This is a genomic window from Rhodococcus sp. NPDC077669 (assembly GCF_040686915.1).
GTDB lineage: Bacteria > Actinomycetota > Actinomycetes > Mycobacteriales > Mycobacteriaceae > Rhodococcoides > Rhodococcoides fascians.
In genome coordinates this window covers 83,912-102,756 of record NZ_JBFBMD010000006.1, presented here as the reverse complement: position 1 = coordinate 102,756, position 18,845 = coordinate 83,912, and the positions used below count along the sequence as shown (strand labels likewise).

Annotated in this window: 14 protein-coding genes and 1 tRNA gene; 7 read left to right on the top strand and 8 right to left on the bottom strand. The window is 65.4% G+C overall.

Going from position 1 to position 18,845, the window contains the following annotated elements; genetic code table 11:
• Positions 1 to 267: 267 nt before the first annotated feature.
• From AB0P23_RS09910 to dcd, 7 genes are all read right to left on the bottom strand, one after another.
• Positions 268 to 1,347, bottom strand: coding sequence for a fused (3R)-hydroxyacyl-ACP dehydratase subunits HadA/HadB (locus AB0P23_RS09910; protein WP_032374830.1), 1,080 nt, complete (start codon positions 1,345 to 1,347; stop codon positions 268 to 270).
• An 83-nt stretch (positions 1,348 to 1,430) separates the two neighbouring features.
• Positions 1,431 to 2,399: an Hsp70 family protein gene (locus AB0P23_RS09905; protein ID WP_032367072.1), complete on the bottom strand. Its 969-nt coding sequence runs from the start codon at positions 2,397 to 2,399 to the stop codon at positions 1,431 to 1,433.
• Positions 2,400 to 2,536: 137 nt separating this feature from the next.
• Entirely contained in the window at positions 2,537 to 2,824 is a 288-nt protein-coding gene (locus AB0P23_RS09900; protein ID WP_027495414.1) for an ANTAR domain-containing protein, read from the bottom strand.
• A 148-nt stretch (positions 2,825 to 2,972) separates the two neighbouring features.
• On the bottom strand, positions 2,973 to 4,040 hold the full coding sequence (locus tag AB0P23_RS09895; protein ID WP_363797377.1) for a hypothetical protein: 1,068 nt from the start codon (positions 4,038 to 4,040) through the stop codon (positions 2,973 to 2,975).
• Positions 4,041 to 4,123: 83 nt separating this feature from the next.
• Positions 4,124 to 5,563: a CYTH and CHAD domain-containing protein gene (locus AB0P23_RS09890; RefSeq protein ID WP_032400518.1), complete on the bottom strand. Its 1,440-nt coding sequence runs from the start codon at positions 5,561 to 5,563 to the stop codon at positions 4,124 to 4,126.
• Between the two features lie 85 nt (positions 5,564 to 5,648).
• Positions 5,649 to 7,178: an Hsp70 family protein gene (locus tag AB0P23_RS09885; RefSeq protein ID WP_196251017.1), complete on the bottom strand. Its 1,530-nt coding sequence runs from the start codon at positions 7,176 to 7,178 to the stop codon at positions 5,649 to 5,651.
• A gap of 105 nt (positions 7,179 to 7,283) precedes the next feature.
• On the bottom strand, positions 7,284 to 7,862 hold the full coding sequence (dcd, locus tag AB0P23_RS09880; RefSeq protein ID WP_027495411.1) for a dCTP deaminase: 579 nt from the start codon (positions 7,860 to 7,862) through the stop codon (positions 7,284 to 7,286).
• Positions 7,863 to 8,002: 140 nt separating this feature from the next.
• On the opposite strand from dcd, the gene AB0P23_RS09875 reads away from it, so the two are divergent.
• The 5 genes from AB0P23_RS09875 to AB0P23_RS09855 all read left to right on the top strand — a co-directional run bounded on the left by AB0P23_RS09875 (position 8,003) and on the right by AB0P23_RS09855 (position 14,036).
• Positions 8,003 to 8,731, top strand: a complete 729-nt coding sequence (locus AB0P23_RS09875) for a hypothetical protein (RefSeq protein ID WP_051364987.1) — start codon at positions 8,003 to 8,005, stop codon at positions 8,729 to 8,731.
• On the top strand, positions 8,728 to 10,842 hold the full coding sequence (locus AB0P23_RS09870) for an Rv1355c family protein (protein WP_196251018.1): 2,115 nt from the start codon (positions 8,728 to 8,730) through the stop codon (positions 10,840 to 10,842). Before AB0P23_RS09875 ends, AB0P23_RS09870 begins: the two co-directional genes overlap by 4 nt.
• 143 nt (positions 10,843 to 10,985) lie before the next feature.
• Complete coding sequence (locus tag AB0P23_RS09865; RefSeq protein ID WP_052061526.1) at positions 10,986 to 12,779, top strand: EAL domain-containing protein; 1,794 nt, start codon at positions 10,986 to 10,988, stop codon at positions 12,777 to 12,779.
• Positions 12,780 to 12,798: 19 nt separating this feature from the next.
• A tRNA-Gly gene (locus AB0P23_RS09860) sits at positions 12,799 to 12,872 on the top strand.
• 189 nt (positions 12,873 to 13,061) lie between these two features.
• Positions 13,062 to 14,036 (top strand): alpha/beta fold hydrolase, encoded by a 975-nt coding sequence (locus AB0P23_RS09855; protein ID WP_032387743.1) that lies wholly within the window; start codon positions 13,062 to 13,064, stop codon positions 14,034 to 14,036.
• A gap of 4 nt (positions 14,037 to 14,040) precedes the next feature.
• Here AB0P23_RS09855 and AB0P23_RS09850 read toward each other — a convergent pair whose 3' ends face one another.
• Entirely contained in the window at positions 14,041 to 15,228 is a 1,188-nt protein-coding gene (locus tag AB0P23_RS09850; protein ID WP_032367074.1) for a helix-turn-helix domain-containing protein, read from the bottom strand.
• Between the two features lie 224 nt (positions 15,229 to 15,452).
• On the opposite strand from AB0P23_RS09850, the gene AB0P23_RS09845 reads away from it, so the two are divergent.
• Together AB0P23_RS09845 and AB0P23_RS09840 are read left to right on the top strand one after the other, a co-directional pair.
• A complete protein-coding gene (locus AB0P23_RS09845) occupies positions 15,453 to 17,141 on the top strand; it encodes an aldehyde dehydrogenase family protein (protein WP_363797577.1) in 1,689 nt (562 codons plus the stop codon).
• A 28-nt stretch (positions 17,142 to 17,169) separates the two neighbouring features.
• Entirely contained in the window at positions 17,170 to 18,756 is a 1,587-nt protein-coding gene (locus tag AB0P23_RS09840; protein ID WP_032400460.1) for a GMC family oxidoreductase N-terminal domain-containing protein, read from the top strand.
• Positions 18,757 to 18,845: the final 89 nt, after the last annotated feature.

Here is an 18,845-nt window from a genome sequence, read left to right as displayed (position 1 = left end):
CCCACATTCGGAAACCCGACGCCGATCGGAGTCAGAAATCCGAAACCGAGGAGCCGATACGCGACAACAGGCTCAGCCGACACATCTACGCCCCTAGCAGCAATCCACACCCCCCACACGGGGCGTAAATTCCGAACAGGGGCGTAGATTGCAACCCCCACCCACACATCCACGCCCCCACCGACACATCAGCTCCCCACCTTCGGAAACCCGACGCCGATCGGAGTCAGAAATCCGAAACTGAGGAGCCGATACGGGGCAACAGGCTCAGCCCAATTGCACTGTCGCAGTAGCGCGGTGGCCGAAGATTCGCTTGCCCTCGAAGGTCGCGCCGATCGAGATGACGGCCGTACGGGACTCCTCGTCCTTCGACTTGATCTTGCCGCCGAAGACGATTTCGGCCGGCTTGTGTGTGTCCACCGGGATCGGGGTGGTGAATCGAACGGTGTAGTCCTTCACCGCGCCTGGATCGCCGAGCCACTCGCTGATGAATCCGCCGCCGACACCCATGGTGAGCATGCCGTGCGCCAGGACGTTCTCGAGATCGATCATCTTGGCGAACTTCTCGTCCCAGTGAATCGGGTTCGCGTCACCGGCGACGCCGGCGTAGTTCACCAGATCTCCGCGAGTCAAACGGACAGTGCGCGAGGGCAACTCGTCTCCGACATTGACCTCGTCGAACTTCCGAGTGGGCTGACCCCGGTACTCCTCGACGATGAGCGGCTCGTGTTCCTGCGGAGTGGACAGGGTGTCGTGCTCACTCGCCTCGGCACTGCTGGTGTCGGTCGTCGCACCGAACATTACGATGTTGCGAGCCGCCTCGGAGATGGCCGGATCGATCTCGCCGGATCGCCCGACGAGCAGCGTGGTGTACGTGGTCTGCACCAGTTCGTTCTTCTGGTTGGACACGACGTTCTTGGTGATCATCATGTCTCGACCCATGACCGTCTTGAACGCGTCGAGGGAGACATCGCAGGTCAACTGGTCACCGGCCAGAATCGGCTTCTGGAACACCAGCACCTGATCGGTCTGCAGAATCTGGCTGAGGTCGTAGCCCTCGGCGATGGACTGCAACAGCTTCTTCTGCGCCAGAGTGCCGACCAACGACATGAACGTCAGCGGGGCCACCAGAGCGCTGTGGCCCAGCGCTGCCGCAGCATCACCGTCCCAGTGGGCGGGGTGGAAATCCTGAACGGCACGGGCGTACTCGCGAACCTTCTCGCGGCCCACCTCGTAGTAGTCCTCGGTGCGGTAGTGATACCCGACCATGCTGCGCGCGTGCTCCGCCGGGTCGAATGCTCCCGCATCGGATGCTGCTGCGCCGGACTCCGCTACCTGCTCTGCCACTGTTGCCCCACCGTCTCGTCCCTACTGTTCATCATTACCCGAGCAACCTACCCAACGACGACGCACGTTGGCCAGGAAGGGGCTCAGGCAGAACGGTGCCGCGGGGCGTCCCGGTACCCCACCATGCCCACCATCGCGGCCGGCTGAGTCAGCACCGACGCACTGCTCATCGCGCCGCGCGGACGGTGTTGGCGCGACGCGACCGCATCGATCGCCATCAGGGCCGCCCCGTGCGCAGTGAGGGACTCGGGATTGGCAGGCGCGACGACGGGCAACATCAGATCGCGTCGAAACATCCGACGAAGCGACGGCAGGTTGGCGCATCCGCCCACCATCACCAACGCATTCACGGCGCAGGGTGCGTCGACGATGATGCTGGCCACCCAATCTTCCAGCGATCGGATACTGCGCTCGAGAACATCGTCGAACGTGTTGCGCCACAACCGGACCGGTCCGCCGACGAACGGCCCGGCGACCTCGGCCACCCGCAGGCGTGACAGCTGTTCGCGTGCCGTGCGAACGGACACCAGCAACTCCGCGCGCGCCCGTTCCGAGGCCAATTCGTCTGCCCCGTAGACGGACAGGAGGTAACGCGAGATCTGGGCGTCACACCCGATCCCGCCGAACAACGTGGTGCGGACCGAACTGTGCACCGCTCCCGTGGCAGGGTCGGCGATGGACACGGTGGTTCCCGACGCTCCGATGTCGCACACGGCCACGGTGCGCGCACCTTCGAGCATCCCCGTGCCGCGTAGATACCGAAGTTGTGCCCCGAGCTCCGACGCCACCAGCAGACGATCGGCCTCGTACGTCGAATATGCCGACGTGCGTCCGCGCGCACCGGGATCGTCCGGGACGGCGAGAACGATGTCCGGTCGATCCACCATCTGATCCCGCGACATCGAATCCAACAGATCGAGCGCGACCTGCAGATGGTCGTCGGGATCGAACGATCGCACGACGTGCGCAGAACGTACCGACTCGTCCGACGTATCCAGGGCTACACCCCGGGCAATGGCTGAACCCACCGAGACACCAAGGACAGATCTCATGTTCCCTCGACTCGCCTAGCTACTCCGACCTGGCGATCGTAGCGCCTCGAACCGTCGAGGAGTCGGTAAATGCCCTGTTCTATTCAACTTTCGGTTTGTTTTGGGATTCGTTACAACAACTCGGGCGACGAATTGGGTCAGGCGACGTGCCCGAACCCGTCCCGACGGTCGGCGAGCAACGAGCCCCACTCCTCCTGCGCCGACGACATCGCGGCGCAGCCCACGCCGTTGTCGGAGTCCATTCCTCGTGCCGCAGTGACGATGGACCGAGCCGACTGCACGAGAGAAACATCGAAACGGAAACTGTGCGCTGCCAATTCGGCGAACGCCTCATCCGGACTGCAGCCGCGCAAGGCAATGAGGACACCCACCGCCCTGTCGATGGTCGTGCGCGTCACCGGTTCTACTGCGGATTTGTCGGTCATCGAGAACTCACCGTCTACTGGTCGATCACCCGATGGTAGCCAGGCTCGAGCAGAAGTTCAGGTGTCCGAGTCGAATTCACACCTGTCACATCACGGACTTTTCGAAGTAGCGAACCCGCTCGCTCACAACGGATTATCGATGAAATCGTCACTCGGGCGGATCGGCGACAGGTGGTTGCTCCGTCCGAGGCGCGGGCTCGGGATCAGTGGGCTCCGAAGGCTCCACGGGCTCGGTCGGCCCAGCGGGCTCGGTCGGCCCCGTGGGCTCCGTCGGCTCCGTGGGCTCGGTCGGACCCGGTTCCGTGGGATCGGGGACGTCCGTATCGGTGGGAGCTGTGGTTTCGTCGTTGGTCGGCGGAGTCTCGGTCCCGGGCTTCGAGATCTCTGTTTTCGTATCCCGACCACCGGGGGCGGAATTGCCGCCACCCGAGTTGCCCCGTCCCGTCGACGACGAACTCGGTGCGTTCGACGTCGCACTCGGGGCGGCCACCGGGACCGCGTCGATCCAGACGTCGCCCGACCCGGAGCGGGCGGTCGACACATCCAGAACACCCGCGCCGATCGGTGGAACCGCGGACGGCCCAGCCACAGGAACAACCGGCCCGGCGCTCGACGCCGGCCGACCGGGCGTCGATGGGGCGATGCTGGAATCTGCGGTATCGAGTACTGCGTCCTGAGTCGGCGCGGGCGAGGAGAACGCCCACACGGTTGCCCCACTCAGAGCAGCCAGCACGGCCACACCCAATCCGACCATGGTCCATCGAGATCCCCGCGACGCAGCATCGTATTCTCCGGCCCGATCGTCCCAGTCGGGTTGCCCCGCAGCGATCTCGTCACCCGACGGACGGCCCGTCCTGGACGCGGCACCGACGACGGCGGCGGCCACGTCCAACGGGTACTCGTCGGGCAACCGCGGATCGTCCATCGCCAATACCTCGACGTCGACGACGCGGTGGTCGGCCAGCGCGGCCCGAACGATCTCGCCGTGCAGAAGGTTGTCGCAGACCACGGCGGCACCGTCGACGATCAGGTCTCGTTGAGCTGCCTGTACACGCATGATTCCGAGAACCGTCGCAACGGCGTCACCGATTCCGCCGGGGGCAGCGGCGATCGACACGGGTCGCGAGGTAACCGGGCCCAGACCCGGCAGATCGGTTTCGACCAAGACGGCCGAGATCTCATCGGTTCCGACGTGAACGCCCAACGCAACGGACATACCCGTCGACCCCCCCTACTCGATTCGGTCTCATAGTACACTTCGAGGGTTTAAACGGGGAAAACGACGGTTTGTGTACTCGGTCAGAACTCCAGCTTGCTCGCCTCGTCACGAGCCAGTTCGGCTGCACGGCGCTCACGCTCGAAGAGGAGTCCGAACGTGAACCCGTTCTCGCCGGAGGTGGTTCCCGCTCGAGCCCCGAGGGTGCGCAGAATCTCCGCCGCGATGACGGCATCCTGATGCTCGCCCAGAACTTCTTGAATCTGCTTGTATCTCTTGATATTCGACTTGGACACCTTCTTGTCCACGACGGGTGCCACCAACTCGGCCGCATACCGAGCCCGCTTCGAGGCCTTCCTCGCGCGGTGCAGTTGCTCATCGTCGGTGCCTCGCACAGCCTTCTCGGTGCGGTCTACGGCCTTCTTACCGGCCTTGCGCGCCAGCTTGATCAGCAACCGCTCGCTCACCTCGCCGTCGATCGGCAATCCCCTCGACCAGGCAGCCACGGTCGTGAGCATCTCTCGGTACCGCTCGCCGTCGAGCTCGGCCATCGCAGCTTCGCGGTGGCGGATCTGCTCGGCGAGCAGGTCGTTCTCGATACGCGACGCCACCGGGCCCAGAACCAGTTCCGACTGAAGGTCTCGCAGCGCCGCTGCAAACCGCGCCCGCTGCACCTGCCGATCTCGCACCTCGCCGAGCAGGCTTGCATACCAGGACAATTCGGCTTCGAGTGCGGCCGCGGGCTCGTCCTCGAACACGCTGCCGAAGACGCGAAGCGTACTGCGGTAGCGCCTGATGGCCACCCGCGTGGAGTGAATCGGATCCAGTCCGCGGCGCAGATACACGTCGCCGGCCACGATGGCCTGCGCTTGCTCGTCGAGATAATCGACGAGCAACCGAAGCCCGTCGTGCGCCGGCTCCTCCCGAACCACCGACAGCGCACGGTTCAACTTGGATGGATGTGCCGACGGCGTCGCACCCGACGCGCGAAGCACCTTGCTCGCCTTCTTCAGGAACGATTCCGAGCCGGCCGGCCCGAGCTCGACTTCCACCTCACGCCACTGCGGCCCGGTCGCGCCGCCGATCAGGACGACCGACACCGCGTCGTCGGCGAATTCGGCCACGACGGCTCCGGTTGCATCGGTGACGGTACGAATCTTCCGACGCGTCGTCAGGGTGGCGACAGCCGACAACTGCCTGCCCATGACCGCCCCGCGCAGTACGTCGGCCAGCTCGTCGGGCACGACCTGCGGGTCGCCGTGACCGAGTGGAAGCCTGATCTCGGTTCGCGCCTTCTCCGCAGGAACCTTTGCGTGCCAACCGTTGTCGGAGTCTCCGGTGCGTCGCCGAAGGGTGATTCCCCGACGCAGCAGATCGTGACCGGTGGTGTCGAAGTACTCGCTGACCAGTTCGGTGTCGGTCTCCACCGCCGCGCCGTCGGCAGGAACGAGCGAGGTGAGGGAGGGGAACTCGAAGTCTGCATCGACATCGAACTTGTCTTCGCGCTCGGTCTGTGACTCCATACCGACCATCCTGCCTCGAGGACGCTGCCCCGTGGCGGTCGAAACCGTAGATCTATCGCCGCCACGGCGAAACGAACGGCGGTGTCTACGGTCGCCGAGGCGTGGTAATCGTGGGTTTCGTCGGGGTCGAGGCGCGAGTGGTGGTGTGCGGCAACGTTGTTGCGACCGGCACAGTGCTTGTCGGCGCAGTGGTGGTCGGCGCAGTGGTGGTCGTGGGGTGAGTCGGAGCCGTCGTGGTGGTCGGAGCCGTGGTCGTCGTCGGAACTCGAGTGCCCTCACGCGCGGGCCGAAGAACAGTGACGTCAGGAATCGTGCGGGTTGGAGGCGGTGACTCGGCACCGTTCGGCGAGGTGGGTGCAGGAGAGGACGTCGAGACTCCGGATGTCGGAGACGTCGAGGACGACGGGGCCACGTCCGTGGCCGGCACCGAGGGCGGCGTCGACACGGACGGTGAGCCGTCCACCGCCGGCATCACAGCCTGCGATCGGGCGGAGGGCGACGCGTTCTGCGAGGTCGCGATCGACGGTTCGGGGGTGTCGTCGGTGGTCCGGGCCGCTGCCGCGACCACGGTTCCGGCCACGCACACCGCAACGAGCGCGGCAAGTGCGCCCCCGACGCGGCGGGACTTCGCTGCCCTGGCCATTCGCCTCGACGGGCTGCCGCTGTGCCGCGGACGACGGGAGGGCACGGCGGTCACGGCGGTCACGGCAGGGGCCGGTGCAGGCCTGGCTCCCACGGTCCGCGCGATCCCGGCTGCCCCACGGGCGGCCAACAATTCCGGTCGTTCCGGAACGTAGACGGGCACCGACACGGCGTCGAACAGTGTCTGCCGGACGATCTGCATGTTGGCACCGCCGCCGACTGCGACGATTGCCTCCACGTGAACGCCGATCGCGGCGACGGACTCGAGCACGTCGACGGCAGTGCAGACTGCCGCACGAACGGCGTCGCCGATGAGCTCGTCGAGGTCGTGTCGCCACAACGAGGCGCGACCGCCGACGAACGGCCCGACGACAGAAACGCTGCGCAGGATCGACAGCTGGTGTTTGCCGTCTCGGACGTCGTGCACGAGCTGTCGACGAGCTGCCACCGTCAACGCTTCCGCCGCGCCGAACGTCTCGATCAGGTGGTCGCTGAGCACACGGTCGCAGTCGTCGCCACGGAGTTCTTCGGTGCGATGCGAGGCCAGAACGCGACCGGACTCGACGTCGACCACCGACACGCTGGTGCCGGATGCGCCGACGTCGAACAGCGCGACGCAACGCTCACCGGCGAGCACTCCGGTTTCTCGTAACGCGCCCAGCTGCGCACCCAGTTCGGATACGAGCACGATGCCGTCGGAGAAGTCCTCTCGAAAGGCCGTGTCGGGATCGCTCTCGCGGAGGGCGAGCACCGGGTAGTAGCGAGCGGACGCGTATTCGTCTGCCGTGCTGTGCACCGATGCGACGACGGCATCCCAGGGATCCGGGGCGAGACCGTTGGGCGCGGGCCCGGTGGCAACCGGTTCGAGGACGTGGAGCACCGTGTCGACACCCGAGCTGTCGCTGATCACACTGCGGACGCCACTCGACCCCAAGGAAGCGCCGAGCACGGACGGATCGGGTACCGCGGACACGAGAAACCTCATTCTGGTAGGCCCCAACCCACGTTCGAGCACCAGAATACCGCCACAACCGGGAACTCACCAGGTTTCGTCCAACAAAACAGACCGAATGTTGGTCTATGTCACGTCCGACTGGATGAAGTTCAGATACGCCTTCGACGGAGTGGGACCACGCTGCCCCTGATACTTGGAGCCCACCGCGGCGCTGCCGTACGGATTCTCCGAGGGTGACGACAGCCGGAACAGGCACAGCTGCCCGATCTTCATTCCCGGCCACAGCGTGATCGGCAGGTTGGCGACGTTGGACAGCTCCAACGTGATGTGACCGCTGAATCCCGGGTCGATGAATCCTGCCGTCGAGTGGGTGAGCAGTCCCAGCCGGCCCAGAGAGCTCTTCCCCTCGAGTCGACCCGCCAGATAATCCGGCAACGTCGTCAGTTCGAGAGTGGAACCGAGGACGAATTCCCCCGGATGAAGAACGAACGGCTCACCCGCTCGTGGCTCCACCAACGTCGTCAGCTCGTCCTGCTGCTGGGACGGATCGATGTGGGTGTACCGGGTGTTGTTGAACACCCGGAACAGCTTGTCGAGTCGCACATCGACGCTCGACGGCTGCACCATCGACGGATCGAAGGGATCGATCGCCAGGTTGCCCAGGGTCACTTCGGCACGAATGTCACGGTCGGAGAGCAGCACCACTGCAGGCTACTGGTCCTCACGGGCCTTACGCGAAGCACCCGAGTGACCACTTCCACAGGTACGTGCGGACCGAACAGTCGGACAATCGATCGGTCACACCTCTCACATTCGGTGACACTCCCTCAGGAAGAGCCCCTATGTACATTCGACCCAAGCGCATTCGAATCGACGTTCCTTCGTACTTCGATCATCCCTCCCAGTGCCACATTCTGGCCACGACTCCCACCCGAAGTCCCGCTTTGTGGACGCAATTTCTCGACGGTGCCGAAGAAAGCTACCGACGCCACGACGTGACACCAGCGCTCGAGATATCGGCAATTCGCGACGGCGGGACCACCGCATTGTTCTTCGCCGCTCTCGACCGAACCGGAACGATCCTCGGCGGCGTTCGCGTTCAAGGGCCGTATTCTTCGGCCGATCAATCACACGCACTCGTCGAATTCGCCGCGCATCCCGAGGGCCGTCATCGCGTTCGCGCGATGCTCGACAGCCGCATCGAGGACGGGGTCGTCGAGATCAAGTCGGCGTGGGTTGCCCCGGGAGCACCCCGCGGCCGCGCCGTCACCACCATGATCGCGCAGTCACCGGCGTACAGCACAGCACTGCTGGGCGCTCGTTACGCGCTGGCCACTGCCGCCTCCCACGTCCGCGCCGCGTGGCTGCGCACCGGAGCAGCGATCGCAACGCACATCGAACCGGTGCCCTACCCCGACGACCGATACCGGACCGAGGTGTTCTGGTGGGACCGAACGACTCTCGCGTTCGATGCCGAACTCGAAACGTGGCGGCGCATGAAACGCAACACGGTCTCGCTGCTCGCACAGCACGGCACGTCGAAGAACCTGCACTCGGCGGTGGCGTCGTGACGATTCCCATCACTGCCGAATACAGCTGGCAGCCTGTGATATTCGACGAGACGGTCGCCACACAGCGGGCCGCCCTGGACGAGCTACGGGGTGACACCTCGATCACCGTTCGCGACGAACGCGCCACCCAGCGAGCCGGACTGCATGCATTGTTGCCGAGCCCTGAGCAGAGCCTTCTCGACGAAAGCGACAGGTGGGTCTATTTCCCGTGGCGCAATACCGTCGTCGCCGTTCTCGGTCCGAATTCGTATCGGCACCTCCGACTGGACCGAAACAGAAACAAGATAACTCTCGAGGAACAGCAGAAATTGGGAGATCTCACGATCGGCGTCATCGGTTTGAGCGTCGGACACGCCATTGCGCACACTCTCGCACTCGAGGGAATCTGCGGAACTCTTCGCCTCGCGGATTTCGACGAGATAGAACTGTCGAACCTCAACAGGATTCCGGCGTCGATCATCGATCTGGGTGTCAACAAAGCGATCGTCGCCGCCCGGCGAATCGCCGAAATAGATCCCTACCTGACGGTGGAGGTCTTCCGGAACGGGATCGACGAGACCACGATCGACGAGTTCTTCGACGGACTCGACCTGCTCGTCGAGGAATGCGACTCCCTCGACATCAAGGTCCGGGCACGAGAGGCGGCCAGGTCGCGTCGAATCCCCGTACTGATGGAGACCTCCGATCGAGGTCTGCTGGACGTCGAGCGATTCGACCTCGAACCACAGCGCCCGGTGTTTCACGGCGTACTCGGCGACATCGAGTCCGCCGGTCTGCACGGACTCGGAACCCGCGACAAGATTCCCATCGTGCTCGATCAGCTCGACGCCTCCCTGCTCTCGGCTCGGATGGCGGCCTCGATGGTGGAGGTGGGCGAAACGATCGAGACGTGGCCCCAGCTGGGCGGCGACGTCCAACTCGGGGGTGCCACCATCGCCGCGGCGGTCCGACGATTCGGGACCGGAGCGCACCTACCGTCCGGACGTATCCGCATCGATCTCGAGGTGCACCTCGACGGGCTGAACACGCCGGCCCCCACCCGCAGACAGATCTCGGGTGATGCGGCCGGTCCGCAGAGTGTGGATTCCCATGACTCGATACTCGAAGCGGCACGACGAGCGCCTTCCGGCGGAAACAGTCAGCCGTGGACCTTCTCCTCGAACGGGCCGACCTTCCGGGTCGACGTCGACCGATCACGAACGTCCACCCTCGATATCGCGTACCGCGGCAGCTTCGTCGCTGTGGGCGCAGCCGGATTCAACGCGCGGGTGGCCGCCGCCGCCCAGGGCATGCTCGCCGGCATCGAGATCACCGACGAGGCGGTCGAGCTCTCGTTGCGCGACGGTACCGCCGGACCGATCACCGATCGACGCCTCCTCGACGCCGTGCTCACCCGATCCACGGACCGCGAGCTCGGGTCACCGTCGACGCTGGACGATGCGGTGGTCGCCGATCTCGTTGCGGCCGCAGCCGCCGAAGGCGGACGTGCCGTGCTGTTGACGACGCGCGAGTCCATCACCGCGGCAGCAGACATTCTCGCGGCCGCCGATCGGATTCGGTATCTCACGCCGCATCTGCACCGAGAGATGTTCTCCGAACTGCGCTGGGCAGGCGATCCGGACCCGGATCGGGGCATCGACGTCGCCAGCCTCGGCATCGACGCCGCAGACCTGTCCACGCTGGACATCATCGGGCGGCCCGACGTCATGGCGCTCGTGGCTGCCTGGAACGCAGGCGCTGCTCTGGCCACCGACATGCGCGATCGGGTATCGGCGAGCTCCGCGCTCGCAGTGATCGTGGTGCCCGGATCGACTCCGGCGCATTACATCCGGGGTGGATTTGCAACGGAGAACGTTTGGGTGACTTCACATCTGCACGCACTGGCAGTTCAACCCGTCTCACCACCGTTCCTCTACGCGCGCACGATGGACGAGCACCGAGAATTGTCTCCGACCCACGCAGAGACGTTGCAGCAGTTGAACTTCGAGCTGCGGACGTTGGCGGATCTGGACGAGGCCGAGTCGATCGCTCTGGTGTTGCGGCTCGGCACTGCGCCACGAGGCGCGATATACAGTCGCAGAGTCGCGGTTTCGGCGTCCTTACCGGGGTAGAGTCCGGCATAGACCAGGGGGAACAGTCCTGCACTGCGTCTACAGGAGCGGTTCACGAGACCGCGTCGACGAGAGGCGGGAGTAGGGCCCTGGAGAACAGTCGGACACTCGAGGTCCTCGTCACCGGCGTCGCCACCGAACTCATGGGCGTCGACGCGGCGACGGTGCGAGAAGCATACCTGTCGGTACTGCGTCAGCTCGTGGACTACCTCGGCATCGATTTCAGCTTTCTCCGGCACCACGATTTCGATGCCCGGGCAACCAGACTCACCGCGGAATGGCCACCGCGCCTGAGCGTGCCCGATCCCGACCCCCTGGCCGTCGTCTACTTCGACGAGGCCGACTCGGTCTTCGCGATGGCCGAAACACTGTCCGAACCGGCAGTGTTTCGGCCCGACCCGGAGCAGGAGGACTATCGCCGACGCGTCGAGACCGCCTCGGGATTGAGCGCCACCTCGATGGCCGTCGTGCCGCTGCTGCACTCCGAACGCACCACCGGGATTCTGGGCTTCATCAAAGTGGGAGACCGAAGTTGGTCCCAGGCAGAACTGAACGCCCTCAAAGCAATTGCTGCTCTGCTGTCGCAGTTGCAGGCGCGAGTCAGTGCCGAGGAACAGATCAGGTTCTCGGCCTTGCACGACGGTCTCACCTCACTCCCGAACCGCACCGCACTCACGCAGCACCTCCGTGACCGACTCGATCCGTCGATGCCCGGTCCGGTGGCGGTGTTGCACATCGACCTGGACCGCACCAAGGCGCTGAACGACTTTCTCGGACACCTCGCCGGCGACCAGTATCTCCAGGCTGTCGCCGAACGCCTGCAGGCGTTCGTCGACGAATCGGCGAGTCTCGCGGCCCGCCTGAGCGGCGACGAGTTCGTCGTGGTCCTGGCGGGCCCGTGCTCGCACCGCGTCGCCACCGACCGTGCCCGCACGATCGCCGAGTCGATACAGGCACCGGTCACTCTCGGTGTCGAGAGAATCGGTCGCAGCGCCAGCATCGGAATCGCCTTCGGCGAGCCCGGCACCCACACCGCCGACTCTCTGCTCCGGCAAGCAGGGCAAGCCGCTCTGGTGGCCAAGCGTGCTGGTGGACATCACATCTCGCTGTTCACCGACGAGATGCACGCGCAATCCGAACTCCGCAACGACGTCGAGATCCATCTGCGTGACGCCATTGCAGGCGACTCGCTGACGTTGCACTTCCAACCCGAGGTCGACCTCGTCACCGGGCGCATCACTGCGGTGGAGGCACTGGTTCGGTGGCGTCACCCCACCCGCGGGCTGCTACCACCGTCGGCCTTCATTCCAGTGGCGGAGGAGACGAACCTCGCCGGCGAGCTCGGTCGGTGGGTTCTCGACCACGCGTGCCGGACCTTGGCGGCGTGGCAACGGGACATCCCCGGCCTCGACATCGTGATGCGCGTGAACATCTCGCCCGTACAGCTGGTCACCACCGGCTTTGCGGCCACCGTGGCGAGCGCCCTCGACGAATTCTCGATCGCGGGCTGCAACCTGTGCCTGGAGATCACCGAAGTGGCCGTCGTACAGGATCTTTCGCGTACTCGAGTGACTCTCCGAGAACTGCGGGACCTCGGCGTGCAGGTGGCGATCGACGACTTCGGTACCGGATACAGCTCACTGTCACACCTCAAGGAACTGCCCGTCGACGCGCTCAAGATCGACCGCGCGTTCGTCACCGACCTCGGATCGGGAGCGACCGACGACCTCGCGATCGTCCAGTCGATCATCGGGCTCGCGCACGCGTTCGGCCTGAGCATCATCGCCGAGGGCGTCGAAACCGAGAGTGCCAGGAGCACATTGGTGGCCTTGGGCTGCACCCGCGCTCAGGGCTACCTCTTCTCCGAACCGGTGCCGGCCGAGGACGCCCAGGCCCTGCTGCACGGTGTACGCATCGACGTCGGGCCACCCTGCTAATCTGGACGCCGCACCACACGCCGGTGTAGTTCATTGGTAGAACGCGACCTTCCCAAGGTTGAGAGGCGGGTTCGATTCCCGTCACCGGCTCCACGTTTTCCTTGTCGGCGGTAAACCCGTCTTTCGATCGATCCCCTGCGTCTGCACCCTCGCCGTCACCGGTAGCTCGGTCGGCAATCGGCTTGCGACACAAAAATCGTTACAGAACTATTGTTGTGACTTTTATGCGTTCATGTCCGAATTCGTAGGGACATTTCACAACTGCAGGAATACCGTGTGATCATGCGCGGACCACGCCGAAGTCTGATTCTTCTCGTCGTCGCACTCACCGCTGCACTGTCGGCCTTGTCGACCCAAGCGGCACCACTCGCACATGCCGGCCCGCTCATGCCCATCGCAGCTGCACCGCCGCAACCCGACCACGCCGATGCCATTCGGTACGCGTCGACCAACCGCGACGCCGCCCCGCCCGGGGCCAACGACATGAGCTGCGTGCCCTCTGCCGAGCACCCCAATCCTGTCGTTCTCGTCCACGGCACCGACGCCACCGCCTACTCCGATTGGGCCGGCTTCTCCCCCATCCTGCAGGCCGCGGGCTTCTGCGTCTTCGCGATCAACTACGGCGCGTCGCCGGACGGTAAGTCCAACGGCTACGGCGTCATCGAAGACAGTGCAGCACAACTGAAATCGATGACGGCAACCATCCTCGACGCGACCGGCGCCGCGGCGGTGGACGTGGTGGGCTACTCGCAGGGTGCTGCCGTCGCCCGATACTTCGTCAACAGGCTCGGAGGGGCCGATGTCGTCGACCGATGGGTGGGAATCGCGTCACCGACCTACGGCGGCACCATGTACGGAGTCGCCCCCGTCGTCCAGGCCGTGCCCGGCGCGACCGGTCTGGTAGCCGACGAATTCGGCCCTGGCCTCGCCCAGTTGATGGCCGGATCGGACTTTCTCGAAAACCTCAACGCCGGCGGCGACACCGTCCCCGGCGTCGACTACACCTCGATCGCCACCAAGGTCGACGAGGTCATTCAGCCGTATACCAATGCGCTGCTGCGAGATCCGGGAGCGCACAACATCGTGATCCAGGACGTGTGCCCCGACACCGAGGTCGCCCACTTCACGTTCACCTACGACCCGACCGCGCTGCGTCTGGCGCTCAACGCACTCGACCCCGCGAATGCACGTCAGCCGTCCTGCGTTCCGGTACCGCTGGGAACGGGAATCCTCGACGTCGTGCTGGCCAGCCACTGACCCGTCAGGTCAGTAGTTGGTGGGCTCGAAGCCCGACATAGAGTTCGGCGGCCTGCACGGGATCACGGAAGTCGCGACCGGTGAGTTCGGCGATACGCCGCAATCGGTACAACACCGTATTGCGGTGGTAGTGCAGCTGTTCCGCGGCATCCTTGGTGGAGCCACCGCACGAGAACCACGCATCGAGAGTGGCGAGCAGACTCGTCCGCTCGGCGCGGGGCAACGCCAACAGATCGCCGAGGATCTGACGAGCCGCGATACGGCCGGATTTCGGGTCGCGCGCGAGCAGTAACGGCACCGGGACCGAGTCGTAGCGCACCGGCGTCGACGGCACAGAATCGGGAAAGCTGCACGACCGGGCCAGACGGGCCTGCCCCACGGCGTCACCGATTCCCGACGGCGACCGGAACACCGAACTGACACCGATCCGCCCCGGGCACAGTTCTCCGAAAGTGGCCAGTGCCGTATCGATGTCGGATTCCCGAGCGGCACAGAACAATCCGATGCTTCCGTCCACCTCGGCATCCCACACCGACTCGGTTCCCGCGGCCCGCAACCGAGCGACGACGCCTTCGATACCGAGTCCCGTCGACGAGGGTTCCTGGGATACCACCGCAAAAAAGCCGCGATCCGGAATTCGGAACGCACGCAGGGCATCCGCCGCCGCGGCCGGATTCGCGGCGTGATCGGCGAACAGCACCCGAATCAGCCGGCCGCGGGCTTCGGCGCTCTCGCGGGCTCGCATATCGGCGCTCTCTCGATACGCCTCGGCCGCCTCGTCGGAATACACGTCGACCAATGCCCACACCTGCGCCGCCATGTCCAGCAGCGCGTGGCTGGCCCGGCCGTGCGAACGCACCATCAACTCGTCCCAGACCAGCCGACCACCGAGCCGGAACGCGTGCAGCAATGCCGCCAGCGGTACACCTTGCTCGGCCTTGAGCCTGCCCGCCTGCTGCGCCGACTCGAGCCGAACCGGTGCACGCCCGGACAGCTTGCCCAACATCGAGGCCAGATTGCTGCGAGACGCTTCGTGGAGTTGATCCGCGGTGAGCAGCGTCGCCTCCAGATACGCGTGCTCGGCTCCCAGGATGCGCCGGACCAGTTCGCTCGCCAGCTCGTCGACGTCGTCGAGCATCGCCGCCGCCAGCTCGGTCGGTGACGGATGCAGAGCGGACTCGGTGGTGGTCATGACTGAACCATAGCCCGGCCGATGTAAGCCACACCACACCGAAACTGTGCGACGGCACAATCCGCTGCGCTCGATTGACAGCGGCGGCCCATAGCCTGCCGCCCCGAATGCGACCAGAATCACACTCGAAGCCGTGTATCCGAACGACGAGTGGAGACGAAAAGTTGACCAGCGAAGTCACCCCGCATCTGCAGCCTGTACCGACGAACGGACCGGACGCCTCCCTGGCGGTCGATACCGCTCTTGCCGACCTCGACGCAGGCGAGCAGACCTGGGGCAGGCTCGGCCTGGCCGACCGCCGGGCACTGCTCGAGCGCGTGCACGCGCTCACCACGACGCACGCGCAGGAATGGGTGACCGCCGCCGCGTCGGTCAAGGGCCTCGACCCCTCGTCCAACCTGCTCGGTGAGGAATGGCTCTCCGGCCCGTACTCGTTTCTCGGCGGTCTCGGCACGCTCGCGCACACCCTCTCCGCGCTCGAGGCAGGCGGTAGCCCGCTGGCCGGAGCGAAGTTCGGAACAGCCCCGGGCGGACGAACGACCGTATCGGTGTTGCCGCTCAACAACTTCGAGAAGCTACTGCTCAACGGGTTCAGTGCCGAGGTGTGGCTCCGGCCGGGAATCGACCGTGCCACCGCACAGCGCACCGCAGGCCTCGCCCAACTCGACCCGACGCGCACCGCGGGCGTCGGCGTCGTCCTGGGCGCGGGCAACATCACCTCGATCGCCCCGCTCGACGCCCTCTACGAACTGATCGCCTTCAACCGCGTCGTCGCGCTCAAGCTCAACCCCATCATGGACCCACTGCTGCCGGTCTTCGAGAAGATCCTCGCCCCACTGGTGGACATCGGCGCGCTGCGTCTGCTCACCGGTGGAGCCGACGTCGGCACCTACCTGGTCAACCACGATCGCGTCGACCACGTCCATATGACGGGCAGCGCAATCACCCACGACGCCATCGTCTTCGGCCCGGGACCCGACGGTGCCGCCCGTAAGGCGGCGAACCGGCCGATCCTGACCAAGGAGATCTCCAGTGAACTCGGTGGCGTCTCGCCCACCATCGTGTTGCCGGGCGAGTGGAGCCGCGCGGACATCGAGTTCCAAGCCGAACACGTAGCCACCCAGCGACTGCACAACAGCGGATACAACTGTGTCGCTTCGCAGGTCGTCGTGCTGTCCTCGGAATGGAAGCAGCGCGACGAGTTCATCGCAGCCCTGCGCGCCGCACTCGACCGGGCACCGGCCCGCGCCCCGTACTACCCGGGCAGCGACAGACGGGTGTCCGACGCCACCGCCACGTACCCGTCTGCCGAACGGCTCGGCGACGGCGGTGGCCGGGTGCTCATCACCGACCTCGATCCGGGCGAGTACGCACCGCTCCTGCAGACCGAGTACTTCGCACCAGTCATGGGCGTCATCGAGTTGCCCTACAGCGGAGCAGCATTCGCCGCCAAGGCCGTCCAGACGGCCAACGAGGAGTTCACCGGCACCCTCGGCATCAACATCATCGGCACGCCGAGCACCATCAAGGAACTCGGTGAGAAGTTCGACTCCATGCTTGCAGACCTGAGGTACGGCACCATCGCCGTCAATGCCTGGACCGCCCTCGGATTCCTCACCGCATCGGCCACCTGGGGCGCGTTCCCCGGCCACACCGTCGACGATGTGCAGAGCGGAATCGGCATCGTGCACAACGCATTACTGATCGACGGTGCCGAACGGACCGTGGTGCGCGGACCCTTCCGCCCACTGTCGAGGTCGCTGATCAGCGGAGAGATGTCCATCTCCCCCAAGCCGCCGTGGTTCGTCACCAACAAAACCGCAGCGTCGACCGGGAAACTGCTCACCGCATTCGCCGGAGCACCGTCCTGGACCAAACTCCCGGCAATATTCGCCTCCGCCCTGCGCGGCTGAGCAGCGCCGACGAACCCGAAGGACAATCATGAGCACACAGAACACAACCGCCGACTACATCGTCGTGGGCGCGGGCTCGGCCGGCGCAGTGGTGGCCAACCGGCTCAGCGCCGATCCCCGCAACAGCGTGATCCTGCTCGAGGCAGGCCCGGAAGACAAGAACAAGTTCGCCCACATCCCCGCCGCGTTCTCCAAACTCTTTCGTACCGAGGTCGATTGGGACTACCTCACCGAACCGCAGCCGGGGCTACGCGACCGCAGCATCTACTGGCCGCGCGGCAAGATGCTCGGCGGCTCGTCGTCGATGAACGCCATGATGTGGGTACGCGGATTCGCCGCCGACTACGACGAGTGGGCGGCCAACTCCGACGACTCGTGGTCGTTCCGCAACCTCGTCGGATACTTCCGCAAGATCGAGAACATCGAGGGCACAACAGAACTGGACGCCGGAACCGGCGGGCCGCTGATCGTGTCCCACCAGCGCAGCTCACGCCCGCTCACCTCGTCCTTCCTCTCCGCCGTCGAGGAAGCCGGCTACTCGGTGGAAACCCCCAACCTGCCCGAACCCACGGGCTTCAGCCGCACCATGGTCAACCAGAAACGCGGCGCCCGCTGGAGCACCGCCGACGCCTACCTTCGCCCGGCGAAGAAGCGCACCAACCTCACCGTCCTCACCGAGGCACAGGCCACCCGGGTTCTCTTCGAGGGCAGCGCCGCCGTCGGCGTCGAATACACCTCCGACGGCGTCACCCACACGGTGCGCGCACACAAGGAAGTCGTTCTGTCCGGCGGAGCCATCAACACACCGCAGCTGCTGATGCTCTCCGGCATCGGAGACAAGGAGCAGCTCGCAGCCCACGGCATCACCGTCCGGCACCACTCGCCGGACGTCGGGCAGAACCTCCTCGACCACCTGGCCGCCCTCATCGGATGGAAGACCGAGAAGGACTCCCTGTTCCACGCCGAGAAGATTCCCGAACTCATCAACTATCTCGCGCGCCGACGCGGCATGCTCACCTCCAACGTCGCGGAGGCATACGGCTTCATCCGGAGCCGCGAGGATCTGCCGCTGCCGGACCTCGAACTCATCTTCGGACCGGCCCCGTTCTTCGACGAAGGCCTGATCGCCGCCGACGCACACGCCGCGGTCATCGGCACAGTCCTGCTGCAACCCAAGAGCCGAGGCGAGATCACGCTCCGGTCCGCCGACCCCCTGGCCAAGCCCATCGTCGAGCCGCGTTACCTCAGCGACCCCGACGGAATGGACCGCAGGGCCATGATCGAGGGACTGCGCGTATGCGTCGCGCTGTCGGAGACCCCGTCCCTGAAGTGCCAGCTCGGGGACGTCGTACGCCCCAGGGTGGCGTCGAACATCTCCCCGGCGGATCTGCTCACCGAGGCCCTGGAGCAGAACGCGCACACTCTGTACCACCCGGTGGGCACCGCGCGGATGGGCAACGATGCCGGCAGCGTCGTCGACGCTGCGCTGCGGGTTCGGGGTGTCGACCGACTCCGGGTCGCCGACGCATCGATCATGCCCAGCATCATCCGCGGCCACACCCATGCACCGTCGGTGATCATCGGCGAACGAGCCGCGGATCTGATCCTGGGCTGAGCCGAACGTGAACATGTCTGGTTTGACCGTTCACACCGTGGGGTAACAGGTCGGCACCGCTTCAATGCAGGCATCGCGATGAAGACCCA

What these genes read in the sequence shown, in the direction of transcription:
- AB0P23_RS09905 (WP_032367072.1), bottom strand. Translation starts at nt 2,399, where the DNA reads ATGAGATCTGTCCTTGGTGTCTCGGTGGGTTCAGCCATTGCCCGGGGT.
- AB0P23_RS09900 (WP_027495414.1), bottom strand. Translation starts at nt 2,824, where the DNA reads ATGACCGACAAATCCGCAGTAGAACCGGTGACGCGCACGACCATCGAC.
- AB0P23_RS09895 (WP_363797377.1), bottom strand. Translation starts at nt 4,040, where the DNA reads ATGTCCGTTGCGTTGGGCGTTCACGTCGGAACCGATGAGATCTCGGCC.
- AB0P23_RS09890 (WP_032400518.1), bottom strand. Translation starts at nt 5,563, where the DNA reads ATGGAGTCACAGACCGAGCGCGAAGACAAGTTCGATGTCGATGCAGAC.
- AB0P23_RS09875 (WP_051364987.1), top strand. Translation starts at nt 8,003, where the DNA reads ATGTACATTCGACCCAAGCGCATTCGAATCGACGTTCCTTCGTACTTC.
- AB0P23_RS09865 (WP_052061526.1), top strand. Translation starts at nt 10,986, where the DNA reads ATGGGCGTCGACGCGGCGACGGTGCGAGAAGCATACCTGTCGGTACTG.
- AB0P23_RS09855 (WP_032387743.1), top strand. Translation starts at nt 13,062, where the DNA reads ATGCGCGGACCACGCCGAAGTCTGATTCTTCTCGTCGTCGCACTCACC.
- AB0P23_RS09850 (WP_032367074.1), bottom strand. Translation starts at nt 15,228, where the DNA reads ATGACCACCACCGAGTCCGCTCTGCATCCGTCACCGACCGAGCTGGCG.
- AB0P23_RS09840 (WP_032400460.1), top strand. Translation starts at nt 17,170, where the DNA reads ATGAGCACACAGAACACAACCGCCGACTACATCGTCGTGGGCGCGGGC.